General features: G+C 46.6%; 19 protein-coding genes. 6 read left to right on the forward strand and 13 right to left on the reverse strand.

The window, feature by feature from the left end:
• Positions 1-81: 81 nt before the first annotated feature.
• The 4 genes from NST33_RS03500 to NST33_RS03515 form a co-directional block, all read right to left on the reverse strand.
• Positions 82-1,239, reverse strand: a complete 1,158-nt coding sequence (locus NST33_RS03500; protein ID WP_221825750.1) for a Ger(x)C family spore germination protein — start codon at positions 1,237-1,239, stop codon at positions 82-84.
• Positions 1,236-2,705 carry a spore germination protein gene (locus NST33_RS03505; protein WP_339306763.1) on the reverse strand — a complete coding sequence of 490 codons (1,470 nt, stop codon included), beginning with the start codon at positions 2,703-2,705 and terminating at the stop codon, positions 1,236-1,238. Before NST33_RS03505 ends, NST33_RS03500 begins: the two co-directional genes overlap by 4 nt.
• A complete protein-coding gene (locus NST33_RS03510; protein WP_221825755.1) occupies positions 2,686-3,792 on the reverse strand; it encodes an endospore germination permease in 1,107 nt (368 codons plus the stop codon). Before NST33_RS03510 ends, NST33_RS03505 begins: the two co-directional genes overlap by 20 nt.
• Positions 3,793-3,959: 167 nt before the next feature.
• Positions 3,960-4,895 (reverse strand): DMT family transporter, encoded by a 936-nt coding sequence (locus NST33_RS03515; RefSeq protein WP_339306765.1) that lies wholly within the window; start codon positions 4,893-4,895, stop codon positions 3,960-3,962.
• Positions 4,896-5,054: 159 nt separating this feature from the next.
• Between NST33_RS03515 and NST33_RS03520 the strand changes: the two genes are divergently transcribed.
• A complete protein-coding gene (locus tag NST33_RS03520; RefSeq protein ID WP_339306767.1) occupies positions 5,055-6,449 on the forward strand; it encodes a PLP-dependent aminotransferase family protein in 1,395 nt (464 codons plus the stop codon).
• 137 nt (positions 6,450-6,586) lie between these two features.
• On the opposite strand, the gene NST33_RS03525 is transcribed toward NST33_RS03520, so the two are convergent.
• The 3 genes from NST33_RS03525 to NST33_RS03535 form a co-directional block, all read right to left on the reverse strand.
• On the reverse strand, positions 6,587-7,906 hold the full coding sequence (locus NST33_RS03525) for a glutamate-1-semialdehyde 2,1-aminomutase (RefSeq protein WP_339181769.1): 1,320 nt from the start codon (positions 7,904-7,906) through the stop codon (positions 6,587-6,589).
• A gap of 131 nt (positions 7,907-8,037) precedes the next feature.
• Complete coding sequence (locus NST33_RS03530; RefSeq protein ID WP_237178444.1) at positions 8,038-9,081, reverse strand: LCP family protein; 1,044 nt, start codon at positions 9,079-9,081, stop codon at positions 8,038-8,040.
• A gap of 1 nt (position 9,082) precedes the next feature.
• Positions 9,083-9,283, reverse strand: a complete 201-nt coding sequence (locus NST33_RS03535; protein WP_339306770.1) for a hypothetical protein — start codon at positions 9,281-9,283, stop codon at positions 9,083-9,085.
• Between the two features lie 13 nt (positions 9,284-9,296).
• Here NST33_RS03535 and NST33_RS03540 point away from each other — a divergent pair, with 13 nt between their 5' ends.
• Genes NST33_RS03540 through bcp form a run of 4 tightly spaced genes read left to right on the forward strand, consistent with a single transcriptional unit; the run spans position 9,297 to position 12,440 of the window.
• Positions 9,297-10,343: an ABC transporter ATP-binding protein gene (locus NST33_RS03540; protein WP_036614079.1), complete on the forward strand. Its 1,047-nt coding sequence runs from the start codon at positions 9,297-9,299 to the stop codon at positions 10,341-10,343.
• A gap of 1 nt (position 10,344) precedes the next feature.
• Positions 10,345-11,139, forward strand: coding sequence for an ABC-2 family transporter protein (locus NST33_RS03545; RefSeq protein ID WP_036614077.1), 795 nt, complete (start codon positions 10,345-10,347; stop codon positions 11,137-11,139).
• A gap of 5 nt (positions 11,140-11,144) precedes the next feature.
• Positions 11,145-11,930 carry an ABC-2 family transporter protein gene (locus NST33_RS03550; RefSeq protein WP_221825763.1) on the forward strand — a complete coding sequence of 262 codons (786 nt, stop codon included), beginning with the start codon at positions 11,145-11,147 and terminating at the stop codon, positions 11,928-11,930.
• Positions 11,931-11,975: 45 nt separating this feature from the next.
• Positions 11,976-12,440, forward strand: a complete 465-nt coding sequence (bcp, locus tag NST33_RS03555; RefSeq protein ID WP_221825765.1) for a thioredoxin-dependent thiol peroxidase — start codon at positions 11,976-11,978, stop codon at positions 12,438-12,440.
• Positions 12,441-12,533: 93 nt separating this feature from the next.
• On the opposite strand, the gene NST33_RS03560 is transcribed toward bcp, so the two are convergent.
• From NST33_RS03560 to NST33_RS03585, 6 genes are all read right to left on the reverse strand, one after another.
• A complete protein-coding gene (locus NST33_RS03560) occupies positions 12,534-13,637 on the reverse strand; it encodes an endospore germination permease (RefSeq protein ID WP_221825766.1) in 1,104 nt (367 codons plus the stop codon).
• 48 nt (positions 13,638-13,685) lie between these two features.
• Positions 13,686-14,810: an endospore germination permease gene (locus NST33_RS03565; protein ID WP_221825767.1), complete on the reverse strand. Its 1,125-nt coding sequence runs from the start codon at positions 14,808-14,810 to the stop codon at positions 13,686-13,688.
• 20 nt (positions 14,811-14,830) lie between these two features.
• Positions 14,831-15,067 carry a hypothetical protein gene (locus tag NST33_RS03570; protein WP_221825770.1) on the reverse strand — a complete coding sequence of 79 codons (237 nt, stop codon included), beginning with the start codon at positions 15,065-15,067 and terminating at the stop codon, positions 14,831-14,833.
• Between the two features lie 7 nt (positions 15,068-15,074).
• Positions 15,075-16,277: a Ger(x)C family spore germination protein gene (locus tag NST33_RS03575; RefSeq protein ID WP_221825773.1), complete on the reverse strand. Its 1,203-nt coding sequence runs from the start codon at positions 16,275-16,277 to the stop codon at positions 15,075-15,077.
• Positions 16,278-16,297: 20 nt separating this feature from the next.
• Positions 16,298-17,812: a spore germination protein gene (locus NST33_RS03580; RefSeq protein WP_221825790.1), complete on the reverse strand. Its 1,515-nt coding sequence runs from the start codon at positions 17,810-17,812 to the stop codon at positions 16,298-16,300.
• 169 nt (positions 17,813-17,981) lie between these two features.
• Positions 17,982-18,626 carry a DedA family protein gene (locus NST33_RS03585; protein WP_221825775.1) on the reverse strand — a complete coding sequence of 215 codons (645 nt, stop codon included), beginning with the start codon at positions 18,624-18,626 and terminating at the stop codon, positions 17,982-17,984.
• A 240-nt stretch (positions 18,627-18,866) separates the two neighbouring features.
• On the opposite strand from NST33_RS03585, the gene NST33_RS03590 reads away from it, so the two are divergent.
• A complete protein-coding gene (locus NST33_RS03590) occupies positions 18,867-20,168 on the forward strand; it encodes a polysaccharide deacetylase (protein ID WP_339306773.1) in 1,302 nt (433 codons plus the stop codon).
• Positions 20,169-20,200 lie beyond the last annotated feature (32 nt).

The raw sequence follows: 20,200 nt of genomic DNA on the forward strand, positions 1-20,200 counted from the left end.
CCAATCGACAGCATAGTTGGAGATGGCAAGAAGCCCCGTAACCTTGCATTCAATGCAGGTACGGGGCTTCTTTTCTTCATTTTATTTACCGTATTTGTACGTGCTCGCATTCAGGATATCCACGTGGACCTCCACTTTACCAAGTTTAAAACGTTTGAGTGGATCCGCCCGGTTATCGACTTCCTGTTTCCATAAGGGAAGGTTGTGGCGATATAAGTGTTCCACAAGACCATAGGAATCAATCATGCGCGACTTGTTTTTTTCGAACGTATCTCGGATTTGGGATTCGATCTGTTTCTCGGCTTCTTGTTCCATGGCATCTGGAGACCGAGGAGCCCCATGATCTTCAGTGATGGTACCTTTGGCCGAGGTAACCAGATCAAATGTGACGCCATCTCCTTGTTTCCTCGCCTTGATTTTTGTCTTGGGATGATGAAGCAACAAGGTTAAATCAGGAGTTTTTCCACCATTCCCATATACGTATAGTGGGTACTGATGTACTCGCTCATAATTTACGTATCGTGTACCATCTGCTTCTGCTCCCCCAACTCTACCCTGACTTTTGCTTTTGGAAATGACATAAAATCCATCCATTTTAACAAGGGGTGGCGTCTTATCGCCGTTGAACCAGGTCTCATTCCTTGTTGAAACCGAAGGTAAAAGAACGACGGAAGCCGGTTCCCGTAGTCCATCGAGAAGCTGATGGAGCCGGATAGGTTCGTAACTTGAATGCTGTTTGTATAACCTCATGGGCTCAAATATCTCGATCGTCTGGGCGGATTGATTCAGCAAGACCGAAGGAGAGAGCACTTCAGGAATGTCCTGCTCTGTAGCGTAGATCCATGGTGTATATCTCAACTGACCGGAATGCAACAGTGTATTAAAAGTATCTTCGAGTCGTCCGTTCAGCACATTTTTGGATAAAACAATGGCTTTGACATGGGTCCACAGTGTTTGCTGTTGTGAAGTCTCATATAGATCATTAATAGCCATACTGAGTGTTGTGCCTTCTCCCCGCCCAATCCAGATATCCTTTGCCTCCCGAGAAGTTGGTGCTTCCTGTTTAGCAATACTGGAGAAATCAATCAGTTGAGCGTAAGTAATATATCGATCATCCTTATAGTCTATCCCTACCGCCGTAATAAAGTTAATGCTCTGTACCTCTTTGGAGTCCCAGCACCCCGTTAACAGGATCAAGCAACATACAATTAGACCGCTCAAGGATGCCCATCTTGTCAAGGACGTTTTCTCCGACGGGTGGAGTCCTGGGTATGAAGTGCGGCTGGGCGCTTGGTTCGTTTCATCGAGGAATGCATGGATACGGCTTGGGTGAAGTCTTCGGGAATGTAGGGAGACACCGGGGCCAGATAGGATACACCATAACACTCCAGTGATACGATGTGGACCAGTAGAGCAAATAATCCAATCATAAAACCAAATAGTCCAAGTATGGAGGATATGGCAAGCATTGCGATGCGGATATGAGCTGTCGCACCACTCAGAACATTATTCACCAGTATATAGCTGGAAATAACAGAGATCGCTACCGTTACAATAATGGTAGGAGACGTTATTCCTGCACGGATGGCCGCATCACCGATAATCAGTCCACCAACTACGCTGACCGTCTGTCCCAAGGCGCGTGGGAGTCTACGGCCGGCTTCATTAAACAGTTCGAACATGAAGATCATCAGGAATGCCTCCAATGTTACCGGCAGGGGTAAGCCCATACGTGTTCCGGTAATAGTTGCGAGAAGAGGCAGAGGAATCTGTTCCACATTGAAGCTGGTCAGGCCGATATAGAAAGCGGGAAAGAAACAGGCGATCAATAGCCCGGAAATGCGCAAAATTCGCTCAAGGGTAACGATGAAGAATGGTGTGCTCTCATCCTCCGGGGATTTCAACTGATTAAACAGGGTGGTTGGGGCGATGATCGCTACCGGCGAACCTTCAATCAAAACAGCAAAACGTCCATTTAGCAAGGAATCAACCACAAAATCTGGACGTTCGGTGTTATCGGTAAGTGGAAATATACTGCGAACACCACCCATAACAGCCCGTTCCATAACGGAGCTGCCGATAATGCCATCGATCTCAATCTGATCAAGGTTACTCCGGGCTTCTTTCAGGATATCTGGATTAATAACATCTTTAATATACAATAGGCCAATAGCCGTCTGTGTACGTCCGCCTTTTACATACTTTTCATAACACATCGAAGAGGTTTTCATTCGTTTACGGATAAGGGCAATATTTACGGATAGTTCTTCTGTAAATCCGTCGCGTGGCCCTTTTACTGATGACTCCAAGGCAGACTCTTCCGGGCTTCGACCTGGAATGCTTGCGATATCCAGACTGCACGCGGGGTCTCCATTCCCGAAAATCAGTAGCAGTTGTCCGCTAAAAATTAATAAATTCAGATTGTCGGTGTCATTTAAATCTTCTACCGGATTCATGGCTAGTTTCATTTCTTTGGGATGTGTCTCTTCCAAATGCATGGAATGCTGTTCAAGACGAGGGATAATAAACTGATTGATTTGTTTTGCATCGACTAAGCCTTCGCAATATAGTGCAATCACTTGCAGGCCGTTTTCACTTTTGGCAGGAAAAGTTTGAAGAACGACATCGGCGCACGGATCAAATTGATCTTGTAATGAGGCCAGCAGTGTTTCATGGGACGTGGTGTCAATCTTCTGATGCTCCATGATGTTTCCTCCTCTGATGACGTGAGTGAATAAAGGCAACTGCCGTTGCTATAATCGCAAGTCCGCTCAGATACGCGAGATTGAACGGAAATATGTATTCGACCAGAAGCTTTTCGAAGGTCATATCATCCAGAGGATACAACATGGTTAGAATAAAGAACACACCTAACGAGATACAACTGATGAGCTTTCTGGTGGAGCTCTTAATATTCCATATTTCTACTATAATATACATGGCGAGACTAATCCGGGTGAACGAGCCTGCGAGCCATTGGTAGATGGAAAAGAAGTCGGTCTGGGCAATGTATTTACCCAAGGAGGCAATTCGCCATTCTTCAAAGGCGGGATATCGCATTTTGGCAGCTTCAAAAGGATCAAATTCCACAATGGCCCCAATGAGTGGGCCGACAGTCAGCCCCACAATAATGAGTGCCAGCATGAGGTACTGCCATACACGTATACGTTTGGTGAGGTGGGGTTGGATGTACCAGATGAACAGCAGTTCAAACATGCCTGCAAGACTGTATACCATGCCATTAAGTACAGGATGCCATCCGTGTTCAAGAACGGGCAGCAGACGGCTGTAATTCTTGTATTGAGTATTCACGATAGAGACATAGAACCCTAATAACACCACCAGTGGCAGGATCAATCCTGCTGTAAAAGCAAGTGAGCGAATACCTTTATACGCAGCGTAAGCACAGAGGGACATCAATGCAATACTGGTTACCAAAACAGGTGTCTCTGTCAGGTAGTTTGTTTTGGCCCAAGTCGTTGTATCGTGCAGGGTGAAATAAATTACGCTCAGAAAAAAAAGACTGTTTCCAACTCGAAAGAACAGGCCAATGGGTTTGCCGAGACGGGATGATAACCATTCATGCAGGGTTTGATGCTGGAGGAAGCGAGAGACATAGGCGAGCATTAGCGCAAATACGAGAAATGGTCCGGTTGATAATAGGACGGAAATCCAAGAATCCCTTTTGGCCGCAGCCAAAAGGGCAGGAATAATCAGAACATGGCTGATCAAGCCAACGGATAACATGATCAACATCATAGCTTGTAAAAATGAAGGTTGTGTTCGTTTCATGCTGAGGGGTCCCCTTTTTCCAATAGACTGTCCTCAGCAGTGTTAACGTGAATGGAGCGCTTCATACCGTCAGTGGAAATAACGAGTGCCCATGGCTTCTCGTATCTTTAGCATCGTTTCCCGGGCGATCTTTCTGGCTTCACGAGTCCCTTCGATAAGAATCTCTTTCACGCTTTGATCATATTAACCAGCCTCTGTTTGCGACCGCTCATATTGGTGCCAAGCACACCAGCGATAATCAACAATGCACCAATATAGTGGTAGTATCCCACTGGTTCATGCAATATCCATGCACCTCCAACTATGGAAATAAGCGTGGACAGATTGCTGAATACACTCATTTGCGAAGCCTCCAGATGAGTCAAAGCATAGCTCGCGAGCAAGGTGGAGATCATCGTGGAGAGGATTGCCAGATAAGCGAGTGCACCCAGATAGGATGTATCTCCAAGCGGTTTGATGTAGTCCATCATGGAACCGCTGGACGCATGCCGGATCAGGGAAGCGGCGTTAAATACGATACAGCCAACCATCAGTGTGACCCAGGTTAATTCCAACGGTTTATACCTCTGGGTCAGTGGTCTCGCAAGCACACCATAACCTGCAAAGCAGACCGTGGATAACAGTAATAATGCAATGCCCTTCAGGTTACCTATAGACATGCCGCTTCCTTGCATGATGAAAATAAAGACCACTCCAACAACAGATAGAAGCAGGAACAGCTTCTGCATCGTGGATGTGCGTTCCTTCAGGAAGACTGAAGCGAGAACGAGTGTGAATACAGGGGCCAAGGCCTGAATAATACCCGCTTCCGATGAGTTGGAAGAGACTAGTCCAAAGGCTTGAAAGGCAAAAAATAAGACGGGAGATAAGAGCCCAAGTGGAATAATTCGCCACAGATCACGAAGGCTAAGTCGGATTTTGATCCAACCCAGAATGACAGGAATGCTGACAACGATCAGCGACAGCGCGAATCGGTGGGCAAGCACATCAATGGGATGTGCAACAGTGACGGTCATTTTAACAAATAAAAAAGATAGGCCGATAATAGCTGCGTACAATACAGCTGCTATATAAGCGTATCCCCGAGTGTGTGTTGTGTTCATGAATGCTCCTCCAATACAGTAGTCATAGCGCTTTATCTTTCATTAACCTGAATTATGTCAGGTTCGAGGCACGTGCTGGCCTTATTCAATATACTGCCAGGTGCATCGTGCTACAATAGATAAAAGGGTAAACTGTAGCGGTACAGTTGTGGGAGAGGGATGGGTGCAGTGAGAAAATACAAAGTGATTGCCGAAGCATTAAAGCAGTGGATACAGGAACAGATGCTGCAGCAGGATCGTCGCCAGTGGGCAGATAAGGGCATCCGTCTTCCAGCCGTTCGAGTTGTAGCAGAACAATATCAATGCAGTGTAAGCACAGCAATTCGTGCATATGAGTGGCTGGAGCAGCGGCATTTGGTGTATGCCATACCTCAATCTGGCTATTATGCCGTACAGAATGGGGCAGGTGCTCAGGACATGGACTGGCAGGGAGCGTTGGACTTTGCTTCAGCGGCTCCCGATCCAAGGGTGTTCCCTTATGCAGACTTTCGTCATTGTGTGGATCAGGCGATGGAGAAGAAGCAAGCAGAGTTATTTATGTATGGCACAGATCAGGGATTACCTTCGCTTATCATGCTGTTGCAGAAGCAGTTTGCAGATTATCAGGTATTTGCCAGATCGGAGCAGTTCTTCATCACATCAGGTGTGCAACAGGCACTGGCTGTACTGGCATTGATGCCATTTCCCAATGGCAAGAGAAAAGTACTGCTTGAACTACCGACCTATCACAATATGCCCTCGCTACTGAGTGGATTGAATGTGCCGATTGTCGGTGTGAGACGTGCCCTGGATGGGCTGGACTGGGCATCGCTTGAACATCAGTTTGCTGAAGGAGATATCAAGTTTTTCTATGTCATGCCGCGCTTTCACAATCCGATTGGCACATCGTTGACTGTTGCTGACAAGAAGAGACTGATCCGGCTGGCACAGCGGTACGATGTCTATCTGGTGGAGGACGATTATCTGGCCGATCTGGAGGACAGTACAAAACAGGACCCTCTATGGTCCTATGATACCGAAGGCCGGGTCATCTATCTGAAGAGTTATTCCAAAATTTTGTTTCCAGGTCTGCGCATTGGTGTAGCTGTTCTGCCTTCACCTCTAATTCAATCTTTTGGTGCTTACAAAAAAATGCTCGATATCGACACATCCGTCCTGTCTCAAGCTGCTCTGGAGATCTATGTCCACAGCGGAATGTTTGCTCATCACAGGAAAGTGATTCGTAACCGCTATGCTGCCCGGATGCACACGGTGCATGAGCAACTGGACACATATCCAGACTTTGCTCCATTTATGGAGGCTCCTCGAACAGGAGGCGAGCATACCGTATTGCCTTTGGCGGGCGATCTGCCGCTTCGTGTTCTGTTGTCCCGGCTTCAAAAGCGCGGAGTGATCGTTGATACGACTGAACGGTATTATCCGGAGGGAACATATCAGGTGCATCAGGATCAGATGCTGCGCTTGAACATCTCCAATGTGCCGAAGCAGCGAATCGAGGAAGGGATGCAGAAGATCCGGGAGGAAATTTTGAAACTTCAGATCAGGCAGAAATAAATTGAAGAATCGGAATGTTGTCCGTATATAACAAAAGGCGTCCACACAAGTTAATCACTTGTTGGACGCCTTTTCCATGAATTGTTAACCATCTACACTACAGCTTGTACGCTATAGTGTGGTGGAAATAATCCGATTTATTCCTGAGCCATCGCCTTGAAGGAAGCTTCTGCGGCTTCCAATGTAGCCTGAACATCCTCATCTGTATGAGCCGTGGTCAGGAACCAGGCCTCATATTTGGATGGAGCCAGGTTAATGCCACGGTCAAGCATATGACGGAAGAAGGAAGCAAACAGCTCGCCATCCGTGTCTTGAGCATGATCGTAGTTCGTCACCGGATGATTACAGAAATGGGTGGAGAACGCACCACGAATCCGGTTGATTGTCAGTGCAATCCCGTGACGGTCAGCAGAAGCTTGCAGACCTGCCGTCAGGTCGATTGCAAGGCGTTCCATCTCTTCGTATACACCCTCGCCTTGCAGGACCTCCAGACATGCGATACCAGCCGAGATGGATGCAGGGTTACCAGCCATCGTGCCCGCCTGATAAGCCGGTCCGAGCGGAGCAACCTGCTCCATAACATGTTTGCGTCCGCCGTAAGCACCGATTGGCAGGCCGCCACCAATAATTTTACCAAGAGCCGTCAGATCGGGTTCAATCTCCGCATGGTTATCGAGTCCGGCATACGTCTGAGTAGAACCGTAATGGAAACGGAAAGCCGTAATGACCTCGTCATAGATAACCAGTGAGCCGTTAGCACGTGTCATGGCACAGAGGCCTTCCAGGAAGCCAGGCTCCGGCATAACCATACCAAAGTTACCCACGATCGGTTCAACCATGACCGCGGCAACATCATCCCCCCAGCGCTCCAAAGCATCTTTCAGGGCTTCCAGATCATTGTAGGGCACAGTAATGACTTCTTGTGCAATACTGGCTGGAACTCCCGCACTGTCAGGAATTCCGAGCGTGGACGGGCCTGAACCGGCAGCGACAAGCACTAGATCGGAGTGACCATGGTAACATCCGGCGAATTTTACGATCTTGTTGCGTTTGGTGTAGGCACGAGCGACCCGAATCGTAGTCATGACCGCCTCTGTACCGGAGTTTACAAAACGAACTTTATCCATGGAAGGAATGGCTTCCTTCAGCATTTTGGCGAGCTTGATTTCAAGCTCTGTTGGGGTACCGTACAGCACGCCATTTGCTGCTGCTTCCGTAATGGCCTGTGTAATATGCGGGTGAGCATGTCCTGTAACAATCGGACCGTAAGCGGCCAGATAATCAATATAACGGTTGTCATCGACATCCCAGAAGTGGGCCCCTTGGGCTTTTTTCATAAATACAGGTGAACCGCCACCAACGGCTTTGAACGAGCGTGAAGGGCTGTTAACACCTCCTACAATATGTTCAAGTGCTTCTGCGTATAGAAGTTCGGAACGGGAACGTGATGTATTCATAAGATAACTTCCTTTCGTCATTCAAAATATGATAAAGAAACAAGCCACAGAAAGATATGATGATTTTCTCATAATAGTATAGCCGGGCACAACGAGAGGGCAGCGTAATGGCTGCCCTCTGCATATTTAGATTACTGAGCCGGTTGCTCTGACTTCTGATCGTCACCACTGGCTGTTTTATCTTCGGTGCTGGTCGTACTATCATCCGTTGTAGCAGGCGGGTGAATAATATCCTGAATATGCTGCTTCAATTTCTCTTCATTGGTAACCGTCAATACTTGCGCACCGCCTGCTGTACGTTCTTCTTTCAGCAGGTTCATTGGCGGAATCTGCTCACTGCCGTTCATGCTGCTCTGATATCCGAGTCCACCCAGCTTCCACATGTCGGAGAGTGTCAGATTCGTATCCACATAAGGATTAACCTGTTCCAGAATGGAGGGAAGTTTGGCAATGGTTGTTGTGGATTGCATTTTCGCTGTGACAGCTTTCAGCAACTCACGCTGACGCTCGGAACGAGCGAAATCCGACATCGCATCATGACGGAAACGAACGTACATGAGCGCTGTCTCGCCATCCAGATGCTGATACCCTTTTTTGAGATCAATATCGTATTCGTTATTGTCTGCTTTACTTGTATAGTGCATGTCTTTCTCCACATCAAAATCCACGCCGCCAACGGCATCCACCAATTTGATGAATCCTTGGAAATCCGTATACACATAATACTGTACAGGAATGCCGAGCAGGTCGCCTGCAGCTTGCATTGCTGCGTTAGGGCCATGCGTGATCGCGGTGTTGATCCGCTCCTTACCGTACCCGTCAATATTGACGTAAGTGTCACGCAGAATGGAGAACAGATTAATTTTTTTGGTGAGTGGGTCGAGCGATACAACCATCATGCTGTCGGAGCGAGGAACTTCACCTTTTTTCAATCCACGTGCATCGACACCCATAACGAGAATATTTACCGTTTCTGTGCCTTCCCATTTGGGTGGGTCAGGAGTATTTACTTTCTCCACATTTTCGATACCTGCGAATGGTGATTCGTCACCGTCTTTTGCCAAACCGTCCAACTGATTGAGAATAGAACCGAAATAATATGTCGCTGCTCCTCCGATAATTAACACGAAGGCGGCAAGAGAAATCCAGATGGTTCTCTTCGTCTTTCTGGTCATGCTAGCTCTCCTTTGTATTTGAGATAAAATATAAAATAAGTCCAAAGTTGTTTCTGTTATAATCTAGCCGAAGCTTTCCGCTCACGTCTCCATCGTCATCAGGCACAGGACGCGGCTCCAGACTATTTTTAAAGCTTGCTGAATTTTGACTGATACCATTATAATTTCTTTTTGGGCTACAAGCAATTTCAACAAAATCCAAGTGAGGTATAATCATGCTGGCGATTGATGTCAAAGATTTGCGCAAGTCGTTTAGCGTCCAGAAAAGCCGAGGTGGGCTGAAGGGCGCGTTCCAGGACCTGTTTGCACGTCAATACCAAGAGGTATTGGCTGTAAATGATATTTCATTTCAGATTCCGCAGGGCGAAATATGCGGATATATTGGGGAGAACGGTGCCGGTAAATCAACAACAATCAAGATGTTGACCGGCATTTTGGTGCCTACTTCAGGGCAAATATCGGTTGGTGGATATGTTCCGTATCAGGAACGGGAGAAGTTTGTACAGAATATTGGTGTTGTTTTTGGTCAGCGCAGTCAATTGTGGTGGGATATTGGCGTGATCGAATCCTTCCATTTATTGCGCAAAGTATATCGTGTCGGAGAGGTCGATTTCCGCAAACGGCTGGATGAACTAGTTGAGCGGTTGCAGCTTCAGGATTTGTTAAGTCGTCCGGTGCGGAAGCTCAGTCTTGGTCAGCGTATGCGCTGCGAGTTAGTGGCAGCCTTGTTGCATAATCCGAGTATTGTTTTCCTGGACGAGCCAACCATTGGTTTGGATATTGTGGTGAAGTCGGAAATTCGGGATTTCTTGAAAGACATGAACAAGGAGCATGGAACAACCATACTGCTCACAACCCATGATTTGCAGGACATTGAGGCCCTGTGTTCCCGGGTGATCATGCTTGATGCAGGCAACATTATCTATGATGGAGGTCTGGATCATCTCAAGTCCCAGTGGGGTAAGGAGCGCGAGATCCGCTTCAAGTTTGGTTCAGCTCACAACATCAGTCAGATGCAGGAATGGACTGCTGCGTTGCCTGTCCGTTGGACGGTAGAGAATGAATTGTCCGCATCTGTATGGATTCCGCTGGAACTGAATGTCTCGGATGTACTCGGACGTGTCGTTGGACAGGCTGATATTACCGATATTCAGATTATCGAGATTAACACGGATGAGATTGTGCGCAGTATTTACCAATCCGGTTCCGCCGAGCGTCCAGAGATTGTGGGAGCAGGGAAAGAAGCGGTGGGTGTATCCTGAGATGAATAGTGCATTTATTGATTTTATGCGCATCCGTTTTCTAACGATGCTGGCATACCGGGTGAATTATTACTCCGGCATTTTGATATATACGCTGAATATCGGCGTGTATTACTTTACCTGGCAAGCCATTTACGGTAGCAGTGGTGAACTCGGCGGCTTCACGGCAGCGCAGATGACCACTTACATCGCTGTATCCTGGATGGCACGTGCCTTTTATTTTAACAACCTGGACCGGGAGATTGCCGCAGATATACGGGATGGCTCCATTGCAATTCAATTCATCAGACCGATCAATTACGTTATGGTCAAAATGATGCAGGGTCTTGGGGAAGGTATTTTCCGCTTTCTGCTTCTCATGATTCCGGGAATGCTCATTGCCATTCTGCTGTTCCCGGTTGAATTGCCTACGGCGCCATCGGCGTGGATTGGCTTTCTCGTCATGCTGTTCTTCAGTTTCCTCATTAATTCCCAGATTAATGTGATAACAGGACTGGCGGCATTCTTTGTGGAAAACAATGAAGGCATGATGCGTATGAAACGCGTCGTGGTTGATTTGTTCTCCGGTCTAATCATCCCGATCAGCCTGTATCCAGGCTGGATGTCCGCAGTGATGAAAGTATTGCCTTTTCAGGCCATTACGTATCTGCCCGGTTCCGTCTTCACTGGAAGAGTGGAAGGTACCGCCATCTGGAGTGTACTCGGTATTCAGGTGTTCTGGTTTGCCGTACTGCTGCTTCCGATGGTATTGATCTGGCGTAAGGCGCGCAAGCGTCTGTTCGTGCAAGGGGGATAACAGATATGTACTATATGGGTCTGGTCTGGGAATATTTGAAAAATTACATGAAAACACGACTTACGTACCGCGCCGATTTCTGGGTGGAGATCCTATCGGATCTGCTGTTCCAGGCAACCAACCTGATCTTTATCTTTGTGGTCTTCCGCCACACGGATAACCTGGGCGGCTGGAGTGAGAGTGAAGTGCTCTTTGTTTATGGATATTTTATGGTGCCCTATGGCATCTTCAGTTGTTTTATCAATCTGTGGGGATTCAGTGAGCGGTACATCGTCAAAGGTGAGATGGATCGGATCCTGACACGTCCTGCACATAATCTGTTCCAAATATTGCTTGAAAATGTGGATCCGCCTGCACTCGTGGGCTCATTTATCGGCCTGATCATCATGATCTTCAGTGGAGCAGAGATGGGTCTGATGCTGGAGTGGTGGCATATCCCTGCCTTAATTATTTTGGCACTCAGCTCAGTCATGATCTATGCCGGAATCTACACCACATTGACTTCACTATCCTTTTATTCGGACGCGCCAACAGGTATCCTGCCGTTGATGTATAACATTCAAGGATATGGACGCTACCCTGTCACGATCTATAACCGTGCCATTCAGGTGCTGTTAACCTGGATCATTCCGTTTGCCTTCGTGGGGATCTATCCCGCAGCCTTGTTCCTGGAAAGGTCCGAGATGCATCGCATGGCGCTGCTTACACCTGTGATGGGATTGGTGTTTGGTTCTATGGGATTGCTTCTGTGGAATTTTGGCGTGAAGCGGTATCGCGGAGCAGGTTCATAATAACGCCCTATAGTAATTCATGGGGGAGATTAGGGAGGAACTGACATGACGTTAAAAGTAGGCGAATTGGCACCGGATTTTGAGCTTCCGTCCAGTACGGGAGAATCGGTAAAGCTTTCGGATTACCGCGGACAGCGGGTGCTGCTTTATTTTTATCCCAAAGATATGACCTCGTCCTGTACACAACAGGCTTGTGATTTCCGGGATCGACATGCTGAATTTGAAGGGCTGAACACGGTCATTCTCGGAATCAGCACCGATCCGATGAAACAACATGACAAGTTTATTGCCAAATATGGACTGCCGTTTACCTTGTTATCGGATGAAGAGCACGTTGTAGCCGAGCAATACGGTGTATGGCAGCTGAAGAAAATGTATGGCAAGGAGTACATGGGGGTGGTTCGCTCCACTTTTCTGATTGATGAAGAGGGGAAATTGATCAAGGACTGGTCCAAAGTTCGGGTCAAAGGACATATCGAGGCAGCACTTGAGGCGCTGAAGTCCATATAAGCTGCTCCGGCAACATATAATTAACAATATAAAGGCTGTGTTCGCGGAATTCTTCGTGAACACAGCCTTTTGCATATGCGGATTTCCAGCCCTTTATAACTGTTGCTTATGCTTGCATGAACGAATGCGATATACCAGCAAGAGGAACAATGGAATGATGAAGCTGACGGTGATATTCCAGTCTACCCATACAGGCATGATCGTATCCGTATAGAAAATAACATTTGGAGCAAGCAGTACACCCAGGGCAAATAACAGCAGGGAAGAAGGCAAGATGAGAGGCTTATACGTCTTTAAACGAAATAATTGTGCTGTTCCCAGCACAAAGGCAAATAGATACAGCAGACTTTTGAAATAGGTCGAAATTAACCAGGCGATAGCCATGAATGCTTCGATTCGTTCGAAGAAATTACCTATATTAATCTTTTGTGAAAGAGCGTATGAGATATAGATACTGTGCTGCGTCAGTGTAGGTCCCATCACCATGAGTGAGAGCAGCAATAACAAGCTTAATAGTAATCCCCCAAAGAAGGTAGCCAGCAAGAAATCCCGTTTGAGATGAGGCCCGGGGTTCACGTAGGGGAGAAATACGGAAAGAACAATAAGTTCACCAAAGGAAGTAAATGCACCACGGATGACAGGGTCTGCTAAATGTATCCAGGGAATATCAAAGAAAGGCTGAAGATTAGCAGTCTTGGCTTGAGGAAGAAGCCCCAGAAAGAGAAAAGCTATAAAGACCACAACGATTGGGGCTAACAGTTCGGAGCTTAAACCTATCGTACGAAAACCATGGATAAGTCCCCAGGCCAAAGAGCAAATGATCATCAGAATAATGACCCGAATGGGGGTCTTGAGATAGATCTGGGTTGTCATGAAGTCACCGACCTCACGAACACATGTGGCTGCACCTATAGCGAAATAGAATAGATAGGCAACTGAAAGCACGGAACCCACCCAAGTCCCAAGTAACTTGTTACATATTTCGAAAAGGGACAACTGAGGATATGTTCGATGCAGTTTATATAGAACCCAGATGATGCCAAGACCGATTGGCAGACCAACGAGAGAACAGAACCATGCGTCCTGTTTGCCTACTGCGGTAACAAGTGAAGGGTAGATCAGAACCATATCTCCGATCATAACCAGGAAAGTGAGCAAGGTGAACTGCCGAATTGTGAGTTTTTCCTTCATCAACATGCCCTTCTGCTCCTTTCCATGGTTTGACGTCTAAAGCACCCTTCAGAGTTAACCTTCTGTGGTTGGCTGAGATTGCGAATTGGATTTTCTGCGGGATTTCACTGACGCGATAAGAATCAGCATAGCGGGAAGAATGATCCCTAGCGTGGTATCCCAATCCACCCAGTACGGAACAATGGTGATGATGATAAACGTCAGACTGGGTGCAACGAGATTGGCCATGCCATAAACGAGCAATGTCGATGGTAAAATGAGCATCTTGAAATGCTTAAGTTTGAACAGTTCTGCGCATCCAACAATAAAGGCATATAAGTAGATCGCTGCTTTGAAGTAGGTAGAGATAAACCACGAGCAAGCCATGATCACCTCAATTCGTTCAAAGATTCCACCGATGCTAATCTTTTGAGACAAGACAAACGAAGCGTATATATTATGTTGGGTAAGGAAAGGACCGAGAACGAGCATGGATATGGTAACCAGAATGGCAAGGATCAGATTGCCGAGCCCTGCTGAAATGACAATGTCACGCATGCGGTGGGCACTGTTTGCGACATAGGGAAGGATCATTAAAATGGGGATAGTTTCACCGACGGGATATATGATACTCACCAGAATACCCTGCGCAATAGAGACAACACCGGTGTCTGTTACTGGCTTCAGATTACTGGTTTCAACCTGTGGAAGTAGACAGAAGGCGAGTGCCATTGTGAAAAGAATGACGATTGGTATCAGCAGTTCACTTGTTCTTGCGATCGTCTCTAGGCCATGGTACACACCCCATCCTATAGCAATAACAAACATAAGAATGATGACACGTATAGGAGTGTACTGAAAGATCTGGGAAGTCATGAAATCCCCGACTTCCCGGGTATATGTGGATGTACCAATGATGAAAAAAAATAAGTAGAAACAGGAGAAAAGGGTGCCTGGCCAAAAGCCCAAAATACTTCGGGCAATCTGTACCAGATTCTTTCCCGGATGCATACTTCCCAATTTCATAATCATGGCCATGAGAGCCATTCCGAGTGGAATGCCAATAAGAGCACAGATCCAGGCATCTTGCTTGGCATAGGACGTAATAACGGAGGGGTAGATCAGCATCATATCTCCAACCACCAACATAAATGTAAGGGTGGATAATTGTCTTGTTCCGATCCGTCCCTTTTCAAGCATGATATACCCTCCCTTGTCTCCTAAGTTCCAGTCAGTCGTGCTAATATATGGTTCACAGGGTCATAGATCCACATGATGATATAGAGTGGACTAGGGAACTCCCACAGATTGGAAGCAATAATGCCGAACACCGTAGCAGTGAGAAGCATTCCACTGTATACAGCTGTTTCTCGCCATTCTTTCCGGTGAATGAGGCCAGGCAGATCGATCCAGCCAATACTAGCTGCTACGACGATAACCGCAAGTGTAATCAGCACGCTTCAATCACTCCTTTAATTCGTTTCTGAATGAATCATCCAGTGTACCGACACGTTTAATCTGCACATTGGTTTTGTACTTGATGTCCAGTTCTTCAAAATGTTTATCCCACTCATTTTCTATCTTCTTGAAGAACTTGGGATCTGCATGGTACACTTCCTGTCCAAAACCAAATATATCGACATGGAATTTGCGTTTTACTGCATTGACAGAGTTCTGCATCAGTTCAATTAATCGTTCTTCACTATCGGCTTCAAGTTCTTTGAGAACTTTCATCGAACCAATCTTGATCCCGCATTCAACTGCACCGATGGAGGAGACATTCTTGACATCGATGTGGATTACGGGCTTATCATTTACGATTTCTGCCTTTCTTTTCGTTGTTGTACGGAGGGCCTTAAACGTCACGTTGCCTTGCTTGCGACAAGGCATATGGTTGACCGTTGATTCTACATTGTCACGGATATAATTGTAGCCTTTGGATTCATCCTCCGTTAACCAACCAATCAGCTTGTCTTTCTTGAACACGCTCAGTCCCGTCGTATTGAGGCGAGCTGGTGAGCGAATGGTCGATATATTCTCTTTATTCCCGCTTTGACCTTTGGGACCGAGGATCTCTACACCTGTAATGACGGGCTGGATGCCAGGCGATATCATGAACTCCAGTAATTCATCCCCGGTGACCGTGGTAGTGGGAGACCAGGTCGTAGAAGATATATCGAGAGAATTATACATTTTTTCAGCTGGAGTATTATCTAAAGGTGTAAGTACGTCAAGCAGCTGGGAAGCAGTAGTATTCTTAGCAACCAAGACGTAATAATCAGGTCTTGCTGTAGGCTCGCGCATTAACGCCTCAATAACATCATATATTCCGTTTTTACGTGCATATTCTTCACCAAATACCAGAACCCGGATATGTGCAAGGAAGATTCTGCGCGGGCTTGTCTCCGTTAATTTTTGAATGGCTTCAAACAAGGTTGTAGCCGACGCTTCGTACTGTGTAACGGGTGTCCCTTTCCCTCCCCCTGCTTTGGAAGATACCTCATTCGGAACAACGACCTGAGCACTTACTTTGATCAGATCTCCATCTTTGTCCACACCGAGACCCAACATAATGCCAAGTTCATTCAATTCCTGCCGATCCCAGCATCCGGTAAGGAGAGGAAGCAGAATGACACAGGATAATATTAAGCGTAAGCATCTATGCATGGTGTGCGCTCCTTACCGAATTACCGCTTCGTTTTTTTGGTGGATTGTCTAACTTCATTTGTTGTGCTGGTAGAGAGTGGACGAGTCTTCATACGAGACCAGGGTACACGAAAGATCGTGTCTTTGAGATCCTTCTGAATAAAGGGTGCAAAAGGAGACATATAAGGTACCCCGAAAGAACGCAAGCTGCAAAGATGCGTTATGGTAATTAACAATACAATCAGGATGCCATAAAATCCGAAGGCAGCGGCCAGGATCATCAGAACGAACCGCAACATGCGTACCGAGATGGAGAGCCCATTTTCAGGAATGACATAACTGGATATCGCAGTGATGGATACGATGATGACCATTGCAGCAGATACAACTCCAGCATCCACCGCGGCTTGACCAATAACAAGCGTACCCACAATGGACACAGCCTGACCGACCGTCTTTGGTATCCGAATGCCCGCTTCTCGCAAAATTTCATAAGTTAGCTCCATCAGCAGGGCTTCAATAAAGGCGGGGAAAGGAACGCCTTCTCGCTGAGCTGCCAAACTGATTAGAAGGTTGGTAGGAAGCATCTCCTGGTGGAAAGTGGTAATGGCAATATAAAAGGAAGGAGAGAGCAACGCGATAAAAAAAGCCAGATATCGGATCAATCGAATCAGTGTACTGATATCAGCTCGCTGATAATAATCCTCAGGTGACTGAAAGAAATGAACAAACAAGGCGGGAACAACTAAAACAAAGGGTGTCCCGTCGACAATGATTGCAACCCGGCCTTCCAGCAGTGCCGCGGACACGGTATCGGGTCGTTCGCTATTATATACTGTTGGGAAAATGGTCCTTGTCTTATCCTGAACCAGCTCTTCGATGTATCCTCCCTCAAGAATGCTATCGATATCAATCTCATCCAGTCTTCGCCTTAGTTCCTGCACAATCTCCTGATCCACGACATGTTCCAGATAGAGCACTGCAACGCGAGTCTTGGTGACTCGACCGATCTCTCTTTCTTCGATCCAGAGATGAGGATCTCGGATTCGTTTGCGAATTAATGAAGTGTTGGTACGTAGATTCTCATTAAAGCCTTCCATCGGACCCCGAACGACAGTCTGAGAGACTGGTTCCCCGATGGACCGGTCTTCCCAACCGGCTGCACCGATTTTCAACCCTCGTACAGAACCTTCAAGCAGAAGTACGGCTGATCCCGACAGCAGGGCATTCAGCACTTCATCCATATCATTGACGAGCAGGACATCACTTGCGATCAGAACATCATTTTGGAGGTAACTAAGATGTTCAGCATCCGCTGAAAAATCTGGAAGATCACGTTTATGTAATAAGGATTCCATGATGGAGTGATTTAGAATTTGTACATCGACCATTCCATCAATGTACAGCATGACGGCAGGCCATTTATGCAAACATTGCAAAGGACGAATCATCAAGTCATTACTGTGTCCCATGACTTGCTTGCAGTACGTTGTATTTTCATTCAGATCTGGAGAGATTCTCTTCAGACCTTGACCGTCCTGTACCGATGCACTCATCATGTATCCTCCTTATACATCCTATATTTGCAAGTTAGTATGACCTGGATGAATTCGGATTATCACAAAAAAGAATGAAAGGTTCTCCTTCCGTTTGGATAACACAAAAAAGGAGCCGCGATGACACGCAGCTCCTTACTTGAAATTATAGATAGACGTTCGTTCGAATTTACTTTTGTCTTTGTCGAACAGTGGTAGGCTTGGACACGGATCTTGCTGCCCATGCTTTGCGGTAACGGTAGAGCACAGCCACGATAAGTAACAGGCCGATTCCTCCCACGATATATGCTGCATATTGATGAGCCAGATGGAATACGGCATTCCACTGGGGGCCAAATATTTTGCCAATGCCCAGAAATAGCACAACCCAGAACAGCGCGCCTGAATAGGCGTAGAGAGCGAATTTGCGAAAAGGAACCGCGGCTATGCCCGCGAAATATCCGGTGAAATGTCTTACCCCCGGAATGAAATAACCGATGAATATCAAGGCATTCCCATACTTGGCAAACCACTTTTGTGTTTTATCGAGCTTGTCCTGTTTCAGCAGAAACCATTTTCCGTACCGAGTTATGAAGGGCAGACCTGCTTTGGCTCCAATAAAATAAGTAATTGTCATGCCAATCGTCGTTCCCAGAAAAGCCAGTATGGTGAGGATACCGAAATCAAGATGTCCCTTATAGGAGAGAAACCCTGCGTAAGCCATCGTTGTTTCACCAGGAAAGGGAAGTGCGATGAATTCAAGCAACAAGCCAAAAAACAATACGCTGTATCCGTAGGACCCAAACAGATGTTGGATCTTCTCAAGCAATTCCAATAGATTTCACTCTCCTGAATACGGGGTGGGAGCAAGAATACTCTCCAAGGTGTTTTAATGTGTTCTGCCTGTTCATTATGCTACCTAATCTGAAGCGAAGAATCAATCAGGCTACATAGCAAATTGTGAAAAAATATTAAACAAAATCGCGTCTTTTTTCCATGTAGTCTCCATATAATTCTAACAAATCTGCTGAAGTCTATCAGCAAATTACTAGAGACGGTGGAGGTCGATTCGTAAATGGTACAGAGACCGGAATTCAGAATCAAGGAATTAGGGGGAAACTCTGCAACAACCATACATATGTTTTTATCTGGACAATGGTATGTCATTCTCATGCGTATTGCGATATTGTTATGTGCATTTGCTGTATATGCAGGCACGGCTTATGCATCTTCTGCTTCCGGCTCAGGTGATCCAATCTCGGAAGATAAGAATACTCAAGACAAGGTAGTCTATCTGAGTTTTGACGATGGACCGGGTAACCATACCCGTGAAGTATTGGATATTTTGCGTAAGGAGAAGGTTTTGGCTACATTTTTTGTGCTGGGTGAGCAGGCAGAGCGTTATCCCGAGTTAATCCGGGGACTTGTCGAGGATGGACATGCTTTGGGCAATCATACTTTTAATCATCAATACGAACAGCTGTATAGTGATTTTAAAGTGTTCTGGAAACAGATTAAGCAGACAGAGGAAGTGCTGGAGCGTATAACCGGTTTCCGTCCGAATCTGGTGCGAGCACCAGGTGGTACCTATGGGCATTTTGACCAGAGTTATTTTGATTTGCTGCAATTGGGCGGGTACACCGTCATGGACTGGAACGTCGATAGCGGAGATTCCAAGCGCAAAGGAGTTCCGGCCAAAGAAATCCTCAGCAATTCGACCAAAGTACCTGCGGGAGCACGTTCAGTCATTCTCCTGATGCATGATGGAGGTGCGCACGCTGAAACAGTGAAAGCACTCCCGGGTATTATCAAATATTATCGTGATCACGGATATCGTTTTGACATCATGAAGGGTTCGGATCAGCCGGTTCAATTCCGTGTACATCCAGCTGATAAGTATAAAGGGCGCAAGGTGCCAGGAAAGGCCTGGATTACAGAGCATGTAGAAGCGAATGCGACATTGTGGCTTGGGAGCAAGAAGCTGAAGGTAGAGGTGGGATTGGCTGCGGCTACCCTACAGTCGGGCGAATTCCGTATGGAGGATCAACGAATCATGGTGCCGTTGCGTACCTTTATGAAAAAATTCGGGGGCAGCACTCGCTGGGACCCTGAGTCCAGAACAGCTACAGCTGTGTGGAAGGAAAGAACGATTCATGCAGACGCTGTGAGCGGAACACTAACAACGAAAGGGTTAAGTGAAATGGGGGCAGTACAGAGTCAAGGGGGGACCATCTGGGTTCCGTTACGTGAATTGCTGGAGCAGATGGGGTTAAGGGTGCACGCATTAAACAGCAATGAAACAGAGTGGACGGTGAAGGCAGGCCCGTCCATATCCATTTCGGCGATGAACAGTATATTTATGTATAAAATGATCTGAAGAAAGTCATTCTTGCAGGACTATTCTCTCTA

This window comes from Paenibacillus sp. FSL L8-0435, from assembly GCF_037965655.1.
Lineage (GTDB): Bacteria > Bacillota > Bacilli > Paenibacillales > Paenibacillaceae > Paenibacillus.